Annotated in this window: 14 protein-coding genes and 1 pseudogene; 8 read left to right on the top strand and 7 right to left on the bottom strand. The window is 66.3% G+C overall.

Annotation, left to right across the window (positions count from 1 at the left end):
- Window positions 1-110 precede the first annotated feature (110 nt).
- The 3 genes and pseudogenes from rpoH to M2352_RS06195 all read right to left on the bottom strand — a co-directional run.
- Entirely contained in the window at window positions 111-998 is an 888-nt protein-coding gene (gene rpoH, locus M2352_RS06205; protein WP_264663624.1) for an RNA polymerase sigma factor RpoH, read from the bottom strand.
- A 676-nt stretch (window positions 999-1,674) separates the two neighbouring features.
- A complete protein-coding gene (locus M2352_RS06200; protein WP_264663623.1) occupies window positions 1,675-2,085 on the bottom strand; it encodes a MucR family transcriptional regulator in 411 nt (136 codons plus the stop codon).
- A 31-nt stretch (window positions 2,086-2,116) separates the two neighbouring features.
- Window positions 2,117-2,410: pseudogene (locus M2352_RS06195) on the bottom strand (HU family DNA-binding protein); the annotation flags it as partial.
- 468 nt (window positions 2,411-2,878) lie between these two features.
- On the opposite strand from M2352_RS06195, the gene M2352_RS06190 reads away from it, so the two are divergent.
- Window positions 2,879-3,877, top strand: a complete 999-nt coding sequence (locus M2352_RS06190) for a TerC family protein (RefSeq protein ID WP_264663621.1) — start codon at window positions 2,879-2,881, stop codon at window positions 3,875-3,877.
- On the opposite strand, the gene M2352_RS06185 is transcribed toward M2352_RS06190, so the two are convergent.
- Window positions 3,874-4,338 (bottom strand): HAD family hydrolase, encoded by a 465-nt coding sequence (locus M2352_RS06185; protein WP_264663620.1) that lies wholly within the window; start codon window positions 4,336-4,338, stop codon window positions 3,874-3,876. The two genes, M2352_RS06190 and M2352_RS06185, sit on opposite strands and share 4 nt — an antisense overlap.
- Before the next feature lie 5 nt (window positions 4,339-4,343).
- Complete coding sequence (locus M2352_RS06180; RefSeq protein WP_406567232.1) at window positions 4,344-6,320, bottom strand: acetoacetate--CoA ligase; 1,977 nt, start codon at window positions 6,318-6,320, stop codon at window positions 4,344-4,346.
- A gap of 164 nt (window positions 6,321-6,484) precedes the next feature.
- Between M2352_RS06180 and M2352_RS06175 the strand changes: the two genes are divergently transcribed.
- The 5 genes from M2352_RS06175 to M2352_RS06155 all read left to right on the top strand — a co-directional run bounded on the left by M2352_RS06175 (window position 6,485) and on the right by M2352_RS06155 (window position 10,200).
- Window positions 6,485-7,594: a polysaccharide pyruvyl transferase family protein gene (locus M2352_RS06175; protein ID WP_264663618.1), complete on the top strand. Its 1,110-nt coding sequence runs from the start codon at window positions 6,485-6,487 to the stop codon at window positions 7,592-7,594.
- Between the two features lie 36 nt (window positions 7,595-7,630).
- Window positions 7,631-9,067 carry an FAD-dependent oxidoreductase gene (locus M2352_RS06170; protein WP_264663617.1) on the top strand — a complete coding sequence of 479 codons (1,437 nt, stop codon included), beginning with the start codon at window positions 7,631-7,633 and terminating at the stop codon, window positions 9,065-9,067.
- 63 nt (window positions 9,068-9,130) lie between these two features.
- Window positions 9,131-9,322 (top strand): hypothetical protein, encoded by a 192-nt coding sequence (locus M2352_RS06165; RefSeq protein ID WP_264663616.1) that lies wholly within the window; start codon window positions 9,131-9,133, stop codon window positions 9,320-9,322.
- Window positions 9,323-9,409: 87 nt separating this feature from the next.
- Window positions 9,410-9,844 (top strand): IS5 family transposase, encoded by a 435-nt coding sequence (locus M2352_RS06160; RefSeq protein ID WP_264663615.1) that lies wholly within the window; start codon window positions 9,410-9,412, stop codon window positions 9,842-9,844.
- Entirely contained in the window at window positions 9,796-10,200 is a 405-nt protein-coding gene (locus M2352_RS06155; protein ID WP_406567259.1) for an IS5 family transposase, read from the top strand. Before M2352_RS06160 ends, M2352_RS06155 begins: the two co-directional genes overlap by 49 nt.
- Before the next feature lie 34 nt (window positions 10,201-10,234).
- On the opposite strand, the gene M2352_RS06150 is transcribed toward M2352_RS06155, so the two are convergent.
- Together M2352_RS06150 and M2352_RS06145 are read right to left on the bottom strand one after the other, a co-directional pair.
- A complete protein-coding gene (locus M2352_RS06150; protein ID WP_264663614.1) occupies window positions 10,235-12,307 on the bottom strand; it encodes a putative bifunctional diguanylate cyclase/phosphodiesterase in 2,073 nt (690 codons plus the stop codon).
- 364 nt (window positions 12,308-12,671) lie between these two features.
- A complete protein-coding gene (locus M2352_RS06145; RefSeq protein ID WP_406567231.1) occupies window positions 12,672-12,869 on the bottom strand; it encodes a zinc-finger domain-containing protein in 198 nt (65 codons plus the stop codon).
- Between the two features lie 177 nt (window positions 12,870-13,046).
- On the opposite strand from M2352_RS06145, the gene M2352_RS06140 reads away from it, so the two are divergent.
- Together M2352_RS06140 and M2352_RS06135 are read left to right on the top strand one after the other, a co-directional pair.
- Window positions 13,047-14,030: an ABC transporter ATP-binding protein gene (locus M2352_RS06140; RefSeq protein ID WP_264663612.1), complete on the top strand. Its 984-nt coding sequence runs from the start codon at window positions 13,047-13,049 to the stop codon at window positions 14,028-14,030.
- The gene (locus tag M2352_RS06135; RefSeq protein WP_264663611.1) at window positions 14,017-15,057 is read left to right on the top strand and encodes an alpha/beta hydrolase; all 1,041 of its coding nucleotides are present in this window, start codon (window positions 14,017-14,019) and stop codon (window positions 15,055-15,057) included. Before M2352_RS06140 ends, M2352_RS06135 begins: the two co-directional genes overlap by 14 nt.
- Window positions 15,058-15,066: the final 9 nt, after the last annotated feature.

Here is a 15,066-nt window from a genome sequence, read left to right as displayed (position 1 = left end):
CTGCGTAAAGTACGTAAGCGAAAAGAAAAACGGCACCGTATGGAAACGGTGCCGTCAAGGTGCTGCCATCAGAAGAGTCTAAATTATTGCCAAGCCGCCGCTTTCACTGTTCACGCCACGGCGTGGGCGGGGCGGCGCAACGACTGCGTAGCGTTCAAAACTGCTCGTTGCAGCTTCTCGAAAGCGCGCACCTCGATCTGGCGCACCCGTTCGCGCGACACGGAAAACTGCTGGCTCAACGCTTCCAGGGTGGAGGGGTTGTCCTTGAGCCGGCGCTCGAACAGGATGCGGCGCTCGCGGTCGTCCAGCCGTTCCATGGCCTGCCCCACCAGCCGGCGGCGCATGGCCAGCTCGTCGGCTTCCACCACCGCGGTTTCCTGGGTCGGGCGGTCGTCGGCCAGCAGCTCCAGCCAGTTGGTTTCGCCGTCGGAGCTGAGCGTGGCGTCCAGCGAGCTGTCGGTGGACGACAGGCGGCGGTTCATCTCCACCACCTCGTTTTCCGGCACGTCCAGTTCGGCGGCGATGGAGGCCACCGCTTCCGGCGGCAGGTCGCCCTGATCCAGCTCCTCCATCTTGCTTTTCAGCCGGCGCAGGTTGAAGAACAGCTTCTTCTGCGCCGCGGTGGTGCCCATCTTCACCAGCGACCAGGAGTGCAGGATGTATTCCTGGATCGCCGCCCGGATCCACCAGGTGGCATAGGTGGCAAAGCGGAAGCCGCGGGCCGGGTCGAATTTCTGCGCCGCCTGCATCAGCCCCACGTTGCCTTCCGCCACCAGATCGGTGAGGGGCAGGCCGTAGCCGCCGAAGCCGCGGGCGATCTTGATGACCAGCCGCAGGTGGCTGCCGACCAGCTGCTCCAGAGCGCGGGGATCGCCACGGGTGGCCCACGCGGTGGTCAGCGCGTGCTCCATCTCCGGCGACAGGATGGGGTAGCGTTTGGACTCATCCACATACCGGGTCAGGCTGGCGTTCTCGCCGGTCAGAAGCTGCTTCAGCATCCTGCTGCCTCCTTCTCTCAAACCATCCCATCCGCTGGGCGCCGGGCCCATCGAGGAAGATACGGTGCCAGCACCGCCATTCCTGTTCCCGGCCCTTTCCTTTTTTCGCCGTATTGTTGAGGTTTTCCCTCCGGCTGTTGGAAACACTGTGTCGCAACGGAGGCAGCCGATCAACTCTGGAAACAGTCATGGTCAAGTGTTTTTCGGCTTATGCCCAAGCGTATCTGTCAGAATGACCATCCCGGACTGCCTGTGCGCTTCTCTCAATTTGCGCATAACAAAGACCACGCCATAGGGCATAGGCGGAATAGGCCCAAACGATTTTCCTAAACCGCTCCGACAGGCACCGTGGCCTTTTGCGCAGCCGCAAAAACCGCCCGTTTGTCCGGCTTTGGGATGGCAGAGCGGAAAGGGGGTAAAAAAAACGGGCCGTTGGTTATCCAACGGCCCGAGGCTTGGGAGGAAACGCTCCAGAGGCGTATGACCTTAGTCTAGGATGCGCTGCAGCGCAGCTCCAGCGGAATTTCATTGATCAGCAACCCAACCGTTACATGGCAGCCATGTTTCCATGGTCATACCACTGATCCGCTGCCCGCCGCCCAAACGGCGAAAGGCGCGCTTTCCCGGTGGGAAAGCGCGCCTTTTCATGCGCAGGCGGGGCCTGGGGCCGGACGGGTCAGTCGGTGACCGTCTTCTTGCGGCCCAATCCCAGCTTGGTCGCCATTTCCGACCGTGCCTTGGCGTAGTTCGGGGCCACCATCGGATATTCCGGGGGCAGGCTCCACTTGGCGCGGTATTCGTCGGGGGTCATGTCATAGACGGTCTTCAGATGCCGCTTCAGCATCTTCAGCTTCTTCCCGTCTTCCAGGCAGACGATGTATTCGGGGGTCACCGACTTCTTGATCGGAACCGCCGGGGTCTGTTCCACGCGGGCGGCCGCGGGCTTGTCCTCACCCAGGCCGCGGAAGGCCGCCTGGACATTATTGATGACGGTGGGCAGATCGGCCACCGCCACGGAATTATTGCCGACATAGGCCGCGACCACCTTGGCGGTCAGGGCCTGGAGCTCGGAAGTATCGATGGGCATGTGTGAAAGGCTCCGCGTTTTATAAGGGCGTTCAGCCCGTGACGGTATCGCCGTTGACGGAATCGCGGAGCTGCTTGGCGGGCTTGAATTTCGGCGCCTTGGAGGCGGCGATCTTCACCACGTCGCCCGTGCGCGGATTGCGCCCTTCGCGTTCGGCGCGCTCGGCAACCTCGAAGATCCCGAAGCCGGCCAGGCGGACCTCTTCACCACGCCCCAGCGCTGCCGAGATCCCCTCGAACACCGCCTGCACCACCTTCGCGGCCTCGGTCTTCTTGATGCCGGCAGTGGTGGCAACCGTTTCGATCAGCTCGGCTTGGTTCATGCAAGGTCTCCTGCACCAGAGTTGGTATGCGGCTTTTGGCTGTTATTGGCAGAAGTGTTTGCCGGGCACAAGAGGCAATCCAGCACTGGCAATTACAGATTTACTGTCAGAACCGGGACAAGGGCCGCCCTGTTGCCGAAAAGCCTCAATGCAGGGCCTCCGACTCCATGGCGTGATGTGGAAAAACCACGCCGAGAACCGCAAAAAGCCGATTACCGCACCGCGGTGCAATCGAATCGTGCAAAAGCACGGCGCCCATTCTCTCCACCCGCCGTTTTGTGCCGGGGCGGCCCCTTGATCATGAATTCCGTGTCACCATCTGGAGGGGACTTGGGAATGGGTCCGGGCCCCTCTGACGGCCGAGGCGTCGGCCGTGATGTCGGACTTCGCTTGAACGCACTGCAGACGCAGCATGACCGTCAAGTCGAGTCATCGTCGATGGAACTCCTTTATTCTTTTGCTTTTGCCGACATGCTCGGCAAACCGCTGTGGGTCTGGCTGACCTTCGCCGGCGTCGTGGTGGCGCTGCTGGTCTTCGACCTCGGCCTCTTCAACCGCAAGGACCATGTGATGGGCGTGGGCGAAAGCCTGCGCCTGTCGGCTTTCTACATCGGCGCCGGCGCGCTGTTCGGCGCGTGGGTGTGGTGGTGGATGGGACAGACCGCGGGCGTGTCGTTCTTCACAGGCTTCCTGATCGAAAAGAGCCTGTCGCTCGACAATGTGTTCGTCATCTCGCTGATCTTCGCCACCTTCGCCATTCCGCGCGAATACCAGCACCGTGTGCTGTTCTGGGGCATCCTGGGCGTGGTGGTGCTGCGCGGCATCATGATCGGCGCCGGCACGGCCCTGGTCCATAATTTCGAATGGATGCTGTGGGTGTTCGGCGCCTTCCTGCTGCTGACCGGCGTCAAGATGCTGTTCTCGTCCCATGACGAGGCGCCGGACATCGCGTCCAACCCGGTGCTGCGTCTGGCCCGCCGGGTGCTGCGGGTGTCGAAGGACCTGCACGGCCACAAATTCTTCGTGCGCGAGCCGGCGCCGGACGGGTCGGGCCGCCGGGTGCTGACCGCCACCCCGCTGTTCCTGGCGCTGGTGATGGTGGAAAGTGCCGACGTGATCTTCGCGGTGGACAGCGTGCCGGCGATCTTCGCCATCACCACCGACCCGTACATCGTCTACACCTCCAACATCTTCGCCATCCTGGGGCTGCGGGCGCTGTACTTCGCCCTGGCCGCCATGATCCACCGCTTCCATTACCTGAAATACGCGCTGTCGATCGTGCTGATCTTCATCGGCGGCAAGATCATCTACACCCAGCTTTACGGCAAGGTGGACCCCGCCCTGTCGCTGGCGGTGACCGCGGCGCTGCTGGCCGGCGGCGTGGTGGTGTCGCTGATCAAATCGCGCAACGAACAGCCGACCGCGGCGGAAGCCCTGGTGGAATCCTCCGCGTCCGGCGAGAACCGCTAAAAGCCCATCCGCCGGAGCGCCGCGATGGTGGACGCGGCATCCGTGTGGCGGATGAAGGCCCCGCCCGCCCCTTCCCAGGGGGGGCGGGCCTTCTCCCGGTCGTCCACCAGAACGGCGCCGGCCACCGCGTGGCAATGTTTGTCGCGGGCCATGCAGGTGATGACCGGCACATCCGCCCCCAGTTTTTCCGCCACCCACCGCCGTTTCTGCGGCGCGGCCCAGGTGCCCAGCGGCAGGCCGGTCAGGATGGTGGGCCGGTGAGGGGCGCAGAAATCCCACAGATCCCGCCCGCCGGGCGTGAACTCCAGCGTGGCGAAGAAATCCGGGTGACGTCCCGCCGCCGCCCACAGGGCGCGCACGCTCATCTCATGGGGAAAGCGCCCCGTCACCGCCCTCACCCCCCGGTCGAAATCGGCCAGAACACCATCGAGGTCGAGGAACAGCGGCGGCAACGGGGCCATGGCGCCTACCCCTGCAATTCCGTCCGCCCGCGGAACTGGTCCAGGGCTTCCGGGTTCGACAGGGCTTCGGTGTTCTTGATCGCCCGGTCATGCACGGCGTCGCGCACCGCCAGTTCGGTGATCTTGCCGGAGCGGGTGCGCGGAATATCGGTCACCGGCACGATGCGGGCCGGCACGTGGCGCGGCGAGCAGTTGTCGCGGATGCGGCGGCGGATGGTGTCCTCCAGCGCCTTATCGAGGGTCAGGCCGGGGCGCAGCACCACGAACAGAACGACGCGGACGTCACCGTCCCAATCCTGGCCGATGCACACGGCTTCCAGGATTTCCGGCAGTTGCTCCACCTGACGGTAGATCTCGGCGGTGCCGATGCGCACGCCGCCGGGGTTCAGCACCGCGTCGGACCGGCCATAGATCACCCAGCCGCCGTGCTCCGTCTGCTCGATGAAGTCGCCGTGGTGCCAGACGTTGGCGAAGCGCTCGAAATAGGCGGCCTTGTACCGCGCCCCATCCGGGTCGTTCCAGAAACCGACCGGCATGGACGGGAACGGCTTCACGCACACCAGCTCGCCCTTTTCCCCGCGCACGGGGTGGCCGTCGTCGCTGAAGGCTTCCACCGCCATGCCCAGACCACGGGTCTGGATCTCCCCCTTCCACACCGGCAGGACCGGGCTGCCCAGCACGAAGCAGCTCACGATGTCGGTGCCGCCGGAGATGGAGGCGAGGTGGATATCCCGCTTGATGCCGTCATAGACGAAATCGAAATTCTCCGGCATCAGCGGCGACCCGGTGGAGGTCAGGGTCCGCACGCTGGACAGATCGTGGGTTCTGGCCGGGGTCAGCCCGCTCTTTTCCAGGGTCTGGATGAACTTGGCCGAGGTGCCGAACAGCGTGACCTTCTCCGCGTCGGCATAGTCGAACAGGATGGTGCCGTCGGGGTGGAAGGGGGAACCGTCGTACAGGCACAGGGTGGTGCCGCTGGCCAGTCCGGTCATCAGCCAGTTCCACATCATCCACCCGCAGGTGGTGAAATAGAAGAAGCGGTCGCCGGAGTTCAGGTCGCAGTGCAGCCGGTGTTCCTTGATGTGCTGCAACAGCGTGCCGCCGGCCCCGTGCACGATGCACTTGGGCTTGCCGGTGGTGCCGGAGGAATAGAGGATCGCCAGCGGGTGGTTGAACGGCATCCGCTCGTACGTGACATCCCCCGCCGCATGGGGCGCCAGGAAATCGCGGTAGGCAACGCCGCGCGGCACCACGCTCACATCCGCATCGGCGTTCACATAGGGAACCACCACGGCGTGGGTGACGGTGGGCAGATCCTTCATCACCTCCGCCGCCTTGCCCCGCACGTCGTGGGCCTTGCCGGCGTAATAATAGGCGTCGGGGACGAACAGCACCTTGGGCTCGATCTGGCCGAAGCGGTCAACCACCCCCTGCACGCCGAAATCGGGCGAGCACGACGACCACACCCCCCCCAGCGACACCGTGGCCAGCATGGCGGCCAGGGTTTCCGGCATGTTGGGCATATAGGCGGCCACCCGGTCCCCCGGACCGACACCGGCGGCGCGCAGCGCCTGCTGCAGCCGCGACACCTCGGCCCGCAGCTCGGCGCCGGACCAGCGGCGCTTCACCTTGTCCTCGCCCCAGAACACCACGGCCTCGCCGTTGGGCGCACCGGCCAGCAGGTTTTCGGCGTAGTTCAGCCGCGCCTGGGGGAACCACTGGGCACCGGGCATGCGGTGGCCGTCGGCCAGGACCACCGCCCCCGGATCGCCCACCACCCCGGCCCAATCCCACAGGAAGCGCCAGAAATCCTCCGCCTTCGCCACCGACCAGTCCCACAGCGCGTCATAGTCGGCGAGCGACAGGCCGAAGCGCGCGTTGACGGCGGCGCGGAAACGGGTGACGGCGGCCTGTTCGATGCGCTCGGGCGACGGCTGCCACAGCGGTGATGCGTCGGTCACGGTAATCCTCCCTCGATCCATGCTTTTGGGTGGGCGGCCGTTCGGGTGCCGCCCCTTGGCGCGCACCATACACCATCGTATGGCCGGTTGTCCGCCCCCGCGCATGGGCCGAAGCATGACGGAACTTCCCGCCCCGGTCCACGGTTGCCAAAGAGTAACGGGTAACGGACGGGGATGCGGCACCCATGACGGTCATCGGCATATCGGGGTCTTACGGCGGCCTCAATCTGGGGGACGAGGCCATCCTGACGGCGGCGGTGGAGCAGTTGCGCGCCACCGTGCCGGGGGTGGAAATCGTCGTCTTCTCCCGCAACGCCGACCACACCCGCGCCGGCCACGCGGTGGACCGGGTGGTCAGCCCGCGCGAGGCCATGAAGGACGACATCCAGCCGGAGGTGGAGCGGCTCGACCTGCTGCTGCTGGGCGGCGGCGGCATCCTCTATGACGCGGAGGCGCAGACCTACCTGCGCGAAGCGGTGATCGCCCAGCGCCGCGGCATCCCCACCGCCACCTTTGCGATTGGTGTCGGCCCCCTGAAAGCCCCGGCGGAGCGGGAGGCGGTGCGCGACGGCATGAACCGCATGCACACCATCACCGTGCGCGAGGCGTCGGCCAAGCGGCTGCTGGAAGAGATCGGCGTGACCGTGCCGGTGGAGGTGACCGCCGACCCGGCCCTGCTGCTGGCCCCCGAGCCCTTCACCGACGCCATGCTGGCCGAGGCCGGCATCCCCCGCAACCGGCCCCTGGTCGGGCTGTCGGTGCGCGAACAGGGGGTGGCCGCCCCCGACCTGTCGGCGGCGGCGTACCACAAGCTGCTGGCCGAGGCCGCCGACTTCATCATCGAACGCTTCGACGCCGACGTGGTGTTCGTGCCCATGGAACGGGCCGACGTGCGCGAAGCGCACAAGGTCATGGGCGAGATGACCCTGGCCGAGCGCGCCCACCGGCTGACCTACAGCTACACGCCCCGGCAGATCATGGGGCTGATGCAGCACCTGGACATGGTGGTGGGGATGCGGCTGCACTTCATGATCTTCGCCGCGGTGACCGGCACGCCGCTGATCGCCTTGCCCTACGCCTCCAAGGTATCGGATTTCCTGGTGTCGCTGGGGTTGGAGCCGCGGCCGCTGCACACCACCGCCGGCACCTTCCTGGCCGATCTCGACCGGCTGTGGGATCACCGCGCCACGCAAAAGGCGCTGCTGCGCGAGGCCGTGCCCACCCTGCAGGAACGCGCCCGCCGCACCGCCCCCCGCATCGCCGAGGTGGTGACGGGGCAATCCGGCACCCGATGAAACCAGGCGCCCGATGAAACCAAGGGAGACTTCGTTATGCCTGTTCTGACGCCCCCGGACCGACGCGAAACCGTGACACTGCCGCCGCGCCAGGCGGTGAAGGCGGCGCGGTGCCGGGTGCTGGTGGTGGGCGGCGGTCCCGCCGGGATGGGGGCCGCCATGGGCGCGGCGCAGGCCGGGGCCGACACCATCCTGGTGGAGCGGTACGGTTTCCTGGGCGGCAACGCCACCGCCGCGTTGGTCATGCCGTGGATGAGCTTCTACACCCAGCGCGGATCGGCCACCACCGTGGATCCCACCCGCCTGATGCCGCAGGACCACGGGCCGGGCGAGCCGGTGGTGGGCGGCGCGCTGGCCACCATCCTGGGGCGGCTCTACGCCATCGGCGGGGCGGTGCCGCCGTCGCCGGCCACCGGCTTCACCGTGCCCTTCGACCCCGAGGTGTTGAAGCCGGCGCTGCAAAGCGTGCTGGACGACATGGGGGTGCGGGTGCTGCTGCACGCGTTTGCCTCCGGCATCACGGGGGACACCGGGCGGCCCACCGGCGTGGTGTTCGAAACCAAATCCGGCCCGCTGGTGATCGAGGCCGACACCATCATCGACGCCACCGGCGACGGCGACATCGCCGCCTTTGCCGGCGCCCCCTATGACGTGGGGCGGGAGGAGGACGGGCTGGTCCAGCCCGTGACCCTGATGTTCCGGCTGATGGGCATGGATCACGGGGCCTTCAACGGCTACATCCGGGCCAACCCCGGCCAGTGGAAGGGGGTGAACGGCCTGTGGGATCTGGTGTCGAAGGCCACGGGCGCCGGCGACCTGACCCTGCCGCGGGAGGACATCCTGTTCTTCGCCACCACCCATCCGGGCGAAGTGGCGCTGAACTGCACCCGCGTCACCGGGGTTCTGGGCACCGACGTGTGGGATCTGACACGGGCGGAATGGGAAAGCCACCGCCAGATGGCCCAGATCGCCGCCTTCATGAAAAAATACGTCCCCGGCTTCGCCGATGCTCACCTGTGCCAGAGCGGCGTGCAGGTGGGCGTGCGCGAGACCCGGCGCATCCGCGGTGCCTATACGATGACCGGCGACGATGTGCTGGACGCCCGCAAGTTTCCCGACGCCATCGCCCGCGGCACCTATCCCGTGGACATCCACAGCCCCACCGGCAAGGGCACCCGGCTGGACCGGCTGCCGTCGGGGGAATGGTACGAGATCCCGCTGGGCTGCCTGCTGCCGCAGGAGGTGGAGGGGCTTTTGATGGCGGGCCGCTGCATCTCCGGCACCCACGAGGCCCATTCCTCCTACCGCGTCACCCCCACCTGCATGGCGACGGGTCAGGCCGCGGGTGTGGCCGCCGCCCTGGCCGCCAAGGCGGGCGAACGGCCCCGCGCCGTGCCGGTGGCCGCCGTGCAGCGGGAGTTGCTGCGCCAGGGCGCCCTGCTGCGCCCGCCGATGGAGGAGGCGGCGGATTGACGGAAAGAGGCAGAGGAGCCACACTCAGGACGTGAGCAGACATGCCCTGTGGGGACCGCGGCAATGGGCAAGACCACCGACGACCGGCTCGAAAAGATCGAATCCGCTGTCGCCGAGATGAAGGAACTGCTGAAAATGATGTACCCGCTGCTGGTGGCATCGAATGCCCGCGGGGAAGAGCAGTCCAAGCGTATCGACGACCTGAACCGGATGGTCGCCTCCCTCATCCCCAGCAAGATCGCCGCTGTGGGATGAGACGCCAACCTCTAGGCTCTGTGGACAAAGGGGCTTCCCAACGGAGGGAGAATCTGATTCAAGACTTCATTTGGATGGGAGGTCTTGATGGAGCGCGGGGAGATATCGGATGGCGAATGGGCGGTGATTGGCCCGCTTTTGCCTTCGGAGCGCGGGCGAGGCTGCCGGCCAGCCCATGACAATCGCCGTTTTTTCAACGGGATAAACTATGTTTTGCGTACTGGTATTCCCTGGCGGGACTTGCCGGAGCGCTATGGAAACTGGAATTCGATCTTTCGACGGTTCCGGCGCTGGTGTGTCCAAGGGGTCTTCGACGAGATCCTCGAAACGCTGGTCGAGTTGGGCATTACCGACGACTGGAAGGATCAGATGGTCGATAGCACGACGGTTCGGGGTCACAGCCAAGCCGCGGGCGCAAAAGGGGGACCTGCGCGGCGGGATTTGGTCGTTCGCGCGGCGGCTTTACGAGCAAGATCCACGCACGGTGCGATCGGACCGGGCGGCCCCTGGCCTTCATCGTGACCGGGGGCGAGGCATCCGACAGCAAGCAATTGATCCCTTTGATGGAAATCCCGCTGGAGATCCCCTCTCCCAAGGCCCTGCTCGCCGATGCCGGTTATGATAGCGATGCCAACCGTGAGCATTTGCTGATCCGGGCTATCCGTCCGATCATCAAGCCGAACCCAACCCGCAAGACAATGCCCGCTTTTGACAAGGAGGCCTACAAGGCTCGCAACAAAATCGAAAGAATGTTCAACAAACTCAAACAGATGAGGCGGGTCGCAACCCGTTATGACAAGACCCGCTCTTCCTTCATCGCCTTCGTCAAGCTCGCCGCTATTCGTATTTGGATACCAACCTTTGTCCACAGAGCCTAGGCTCGTCTTAGGGGGAGCTGGAACGCCTTTTTTACTACGCCACTTCCGTGGCGCAGGATGACTGATGCTGGCGGACGAAGGCTTCGAAGGCCGACTGCTCCAGCGGGCGGCTGATGAGATAGCCCTGGATGTTGCGGCAGCGCTGGCGGGCCAGCATGTCGGCCTGATCCAGCGTCTCCACCCCCTCGGCGATGGTGGCGAAGCCCAGGCTTTCGGCCAGATTGACGATGGTGTGGACGATGGCCGGGTCGGTGGGCGACTTCACGATGTCGCGCACGAAGCTGCGGTCGATCTTCAGCGTGTCGATGGGGAAGCGCTTCAGGTACGCCAGCGACGAATAGCCGGTGCCGAAATCGTCGATGGACAGCCGCACACCGATGTCCTTCAGCCCGTTCAGCAGCCCCACAGCCTTTTCGATGTCGCCGATCATGGCGCCTTCGGTCAACTCCAGTTCCACCAGTTCCGGCGGCACGCCCGAGGATTCGATCACCGAGCGGACGAAGCCCACCAGACGGGCGTCCTGGAACTGGCGGGGCGACAGGTTGACCGACACCACGCCCACCTCCAGCCCTTCCCGCCGCCATTTGGCCAGCGCGCGGGCGGCGGTCTGCAGCGTCCAGGCGCCGATGTCCCAGATCAGGCCCGTGTCCTCGGCCAGCGGAATGAACTCCGCCGGGGAAACGAGGCCGCGCACCGGATGGCGCCAGCGGATCAGCGCCTCCGCCCCGATGATGGTGCGCTGGGGCATCCGCACCTTGGGCTGATAGAACAGCTCGAATTCGTCGGTGCCGATGGCGCGGCGCAGGTCGCTTTCCAGATTGAGATGGTATCCGGTGCGGTCGCGCATGGTGTGGTCGTATTCCACCCAGCGCCGGCCCGGATTGCGCTTGGCGTGGTACATGGCCAGATCGGCGTTGCGCAGAAGCTGGTCCGCCGAATCCCCGTCGTCGGGGTAGAAGGCGATGCCCACCGAGGCGCCGCAATAGATCTCCTGCCCATGGACCGTGAACGGTTCGCTCATGGAATAGAGGATTTTTTCCGCCAGCCGCGAGCCGGCCTTGCGGTCGGCGGCGTCGGGGGCGACCACCAGGAACTCGTCGCCGCCCAGCCGGCCCACCGTGTCCGACACGCGGGTGCAGTTGCGCAGGCGCCGGGCCACCAGCTTCAGCAGCTCGTCGCCGGCCTGATGGCCCAGCGTGTCGTTCACCTGCTTGAAGCGGTTGAGGTCGATGAAGGCCACCGCCACCTTGGTCGGCCCGCGCTGGGTGCGCAGGATCGCCTCTTCCAGCCGCTCGCAGGCCAGCCAGCGGTTGGGCAGGTCGGTCAGCCGGTCGAAGCTGGCCTGATAGCGGATCTGGTGTTCCTGGAATTTGCGCTGGCTGATGTCGGCGATGGTCAGGACGTAATGTTCCAGATGCCCCGACGGCGAGGTCACGGCGGTGACCGACAACTGGGCGGCAAAGCTTTCGCCCGTGCGGCGGAAGCTCGCCACCTCCCCCTGCCACCGGCCGGTGTGGGACGCGGTGTCCCAGATGGCCTCGATGAAGGTGCGCTCGTGGGCGCCGGGCTGGAACAGCACCAGCGGCTGCCCCACCAGCTCCTCCGTCTCGTACCCGCCGATGGCGAGATAGGCCGGGTTGACCGCCTGCACCCGCAGAGCCTGATCGACGATCAGGATACCGTCGGCCACCGACGCGAAGACGGTGGCCAGCAGCCGGATCTTCTCCTCGTGCTGCTTGCGTTCGGTGATGTCCTGGACGGTGCCTTCGTAGAAACGGATGTTGCCGGCGGCATCGCGCACGCAGCGCGCGTTTTCCGAGATCCAGATGACGGTGCCGTCGCGGCGGAACACCCGCGCCTCGAAACTGTGCACCACCCCCTGGCTTTCCATCAGGTGGGCGAAGGCTTCGCGCCGGCCGGGGTCCACATAGAGCTGACCGGCAATATCCGTCAGGTTCTGGACCAGATCATGGGGGTCGGTGTAGCCGTAGATACGGGCCAGGGCAGGATTGACGCGGATGTACCGCCCGTCGATCGTGGTCTGATAAATGCCCTCGACGGCATTTTCGAAAATGCTGCGGTACTGCTCTTCGGTTTCGTGGCTCATGGTCCGGCCACCTTCCGATGCCACGTACATGCCTTCGGCAAACAGCATTTTGCGAACCTGGACCCAATGACCATATGGCCACCTCTCCGTTGCGCCGCAGTAAAGAATTTAACGGCGGGGGCGAGGCAGTGGTCAAGGACTGTGTTGCAAAATTTTCATCAAAGAAAGGAAAATATTAAGCGACCCCCGCGGCATTCCTGCACGCCGCCTCTGCCCTTAGGTCATGGCTGGTCATATTTCGTCTGGCCGATATCGAAAAAGTCATTGATTCATAACACAGATTTTACACGTCAAAGGAGCAGGCCACTCCACCCGCCGCGAAACCGCCGCCGCCGGCCCCTGCCGGCGGGCGGCGGGCGCAGGCTCAGTGTCCGTGACCGCCGACGGCGGCACCGGCCTTCAGCGTGAACACGCGGGAGCAATAGGGGCACTCGACTCGGCCGCTCTTTTCCAGGGTCAGATAGACCGTGGGGTGGCCGAGCGAGCCGCCGCCACCGTCGCAGCCGACCGTCGGGGTTTCCACTTCGATGATGTCGGTGGAGGTGGTGTCGTTGGGCTGCATGGCAGGCATTCCCCCTTTTGTCTCATGCGGGATGGTCGGCCCATCGTCTAGGATGGCGCCGGATGGGGCGGGATGATACCGATCGTGCGTCCGGGTTCAATGGCCCTCGCACGGGGGCAGGCCGGAAATATATGGTTCTTCGTCTCCGAACATCCCCTGAAGACCCCTGGGAACGCCATGGCCGACCACGAGATGTCCCCGCCCGCAGCCTCCACCCTGCCCGCCTATGCCGTCGAGATCCGCGGCCTGACCAAGACCTACCGCGGATCGTCCCGCATGCCGCCCAAGACGGCGCTGACCGGCATCGACCTGGCGATCCCGCGCGGATCGGTGTTCGGGCTTCTGGGGCCGAACGGGGCGGGCAAGTCCACGCTCATCAACATCATGGCCGGGCTGGTCAACAAGACGTCCGGCAGCGTGGCGATCTGGGGCACCGACATCGACGCCCGCCCGCGCCAGGCCCGCGCGTCCATCGGCGTGGTGCCGCAAGAGTTGAACATGGACCCCTTCTTCACGCCCTTCGAGCTGCTGGAGCTGCAGGCGGGGCTGTTCGGGGTGCCGAAATCCCAGCGCCGCACCGCCGCCCTGCTGCAGGCGGTGGGGCTGGCGGACAAGGCCAACGCCTATGCCCGCACGCTGTCGGGCGGCATGAAGCGGCGGCTGATGGTGGCCAAGGCCATGGTGCACACCCCGCCCGTGCTGGTGCTGGACGAACCCACCGCCGGGGTGGACATCGAATTGCGCCGGCAGCTGTGGGACCATGTGCGCGCCCTGAACGCCGCCGGCACCACCGTGCTGCTGACCACCCATTACCTGCAGGAAGCGGAAGAGCTGTGCGACACCATCGCCATCATCGACCGCGGCACGGTGGTGGCGTGCGAGCCGACCCGTCAGCTTCTGCGCCGCATCGACGCCAAGGCACTGACCATCCAGACCGACCGCGACCTGACGGCGGTGCCGGACGCGCTGGCCGGCTTCACCGCCGAACTGGCCGACCCCCGCCACGTCACCATCCGCTATCAGCCCAGCCGGCAGCGGGTCGATGCCATCCTGGCGGCGGTGTCGGCGGCGGGCCTGACCATCACCGACCTGACCACCGAGGAATCGGATCTGGAAGATATTTTCCTGCAACTGACGGGCGGGGCGCATGACGCAGCATAGGGACCGGCGGCGGCACCACGCCGCCGGACGGTTCGGTTTCGCACGCTTTCTTCTGGGGCTGGCCGCCGTTCTGGTGCTGGCGGCCTGCTCCACCCGCTACCAGCCGATGGGGGTGGCGGAAACCCCGCCCGCACTCACCGATCAGGCCATCGTCACCGCCGACGGCTACCGCCTGCCCACCCGCGCCTGGGTGCCCGCCGGCACGGCCAGGCCCACGGCGGTGATCCTGGCGCTCCACGGCTACAACGACTATTCCAACGCCTTCGACGGGGCAGCCCGGCGGCTGGCCCAGTCGGGCATCGTCACCTATGCCTATGACCAGCGGGGGTTCGGGTCCACCCGCGATCCCGGTGTCTGGGCGGGGGCCGACACGCTGGTGGGCGACCTGCGCACCGCCACGGCCCTGGTCCGCGCCCGCCACCCCGGCGTGCCGCTGTACCTGATGGGGGAAAGCATGGGTGGGGCGGTGGTGCTGGCCGCGCTGGGCCGCCCCGGCGCCCCCGCGGTGGACGGCGCCATCCTGGTGGCCCCGGCGGTGTGGGGCCGCGACACCATGGGGTTCTTCCCGCGGATGGCCCTGTGGCTCAGCTACAACCTGCTTCCCGGCATGACGGTGACGGCGCCGAAGGAGCTCAACATCCGCCCGTCCGACAACATCGAGATGCTGCGCGCCCTGTCCCGCGACCCGCTGGTCATCAAGGGCAGCCGGGTGGACGCCCTGCACGGGCTGACCGACCTGATGGACGAGGCGCTGGCCAGTTGCGGCCGGATCACGGTCCCGGCCCTGGTGCTCTATGGCGCGCATGAGGAGGTTTTGCCGCCCGAGCCGGTGGAGCGGGCCATCGAAACCTTCCGCACCCACCCCAAGCACACGGTGGGGCTGTACCCGGACGGCTATCACATGCTGCTGCGGGATCGGAAAGGGGCGGTGGTCATCGACGACATCGCCGCCTGGGTCCGCCATCCCGGCACCGCCCTGTTGAGCGGGGCCGACGCCGCCGTGCCCGAACGGGTGGCGGCGCGGTAGAAGGCACGG

The organism is Azospirillum fermentarium (genome assembly GCF_025961205.1).
In the GTDB taxonomy this organism is placed as follows: domain Bacteria; phylum Pseudomonadota; class Alphaproteobacteria; order Azospirillales; family Azospirillaceae; genus Azospirillum; species Azospirillum fermentarium.
The sequence above is the reverse complement of the archived record's forward strand: the minus strand, read 5'-3'. Positions and strand labels throughout refer to the sequence as shown.

Bases quoted from the DNA above. Each gene is read 5' to 3' on its own strand.
- M2352_RS06135 (WP_264663611.1), top strand. From the start codon at position 14,017: ATGACGCAGCATAGGGACCGGCGGCGGCACCACGCCGCCGGACGGTTC.
- M2352_RS06200 (WP_264663623.1), bottom strand. From the start codon at position 2,085: ATGCCCATCGATACTTCCGAGCTCCAGGCCCTGACCGCCAAGGTGGTC.
- M2352_RS06150 (WP_264663614.1), bottom strand. From the start codon at position 12,307: ATGAGCCACGAAACCGAAGAGCAGTACCGCAGCATTTTCGAAAATGCC.
- M2352_RS06160 (WP_264663615.1), top strand. From the start codon at position 9,410: ATGGAGCGCGGGGAGATATCGGATGGCGAATGGGCGGTGATTGGCCCG.
- M2352_RS06175 (WP_264663618.1), top strand. From the start codon at position 6,485: ATGACGGTCATCGGCATATCGGGGTCTTACGGCGGCCTCAATCTGGGG.
- M2352_RS06180 (WP_406567232.1), bottom strand. From the start codon at position 6,320: ATGGATCGAGGGAGGATTACCGTGACCGACGCATCACCGCTGTGGCAG.
- M2352_RS06140 (WP_264663612.1), top strand. From the start codon at position 13,047: ATGGCCGACCACGAGATGTCCCCGCCCGCAGCCTCCACCCTGCCCGCC.
- rpoH (WP_264663624.1), bottom strand. From the start codon at position 998: ATGCTGAAGCAGCTTCTGACCGGCGAGAACGCCAGCCTGACCCGGTAT.
- M2352_RS06170 (WP_264663617.1), top strand. From the start codon at position 7,631: ATGCCTGTTCTGACGCCCCCGGACCGACGCGAAACCGTGACACTGCCG.
- M2352_RS06165 (WP_264663616.1), top strand. From the start codon at position 9,131: ATGGGCAAGACCACCGACGACCGGCTCGAAAAGATCGAATCCGCTGTC.
- M2352_RS06145 (WP_406567231.1), bottom strand. From the start codon at position 12,869: ATGCAGCCCAACGACACCACCTCCACCGACATCATCGAAGTGGAAACC.
- M2352_RS06190 (WP_264663621.1), top strand. From the start codon at position 2,879: ATGCTCGGCAAACCGCTGTGGGTCTGGCTGACCTTCGCCGGCGTCGTG.
- M2352_RS06185 (WP_264663620.1), bottom strand. From the start codon at position 4,338: ATGGCCCCGTTGCCGCCGCTGTTCCTCGACCTCGATGGTGTTCTGGCC.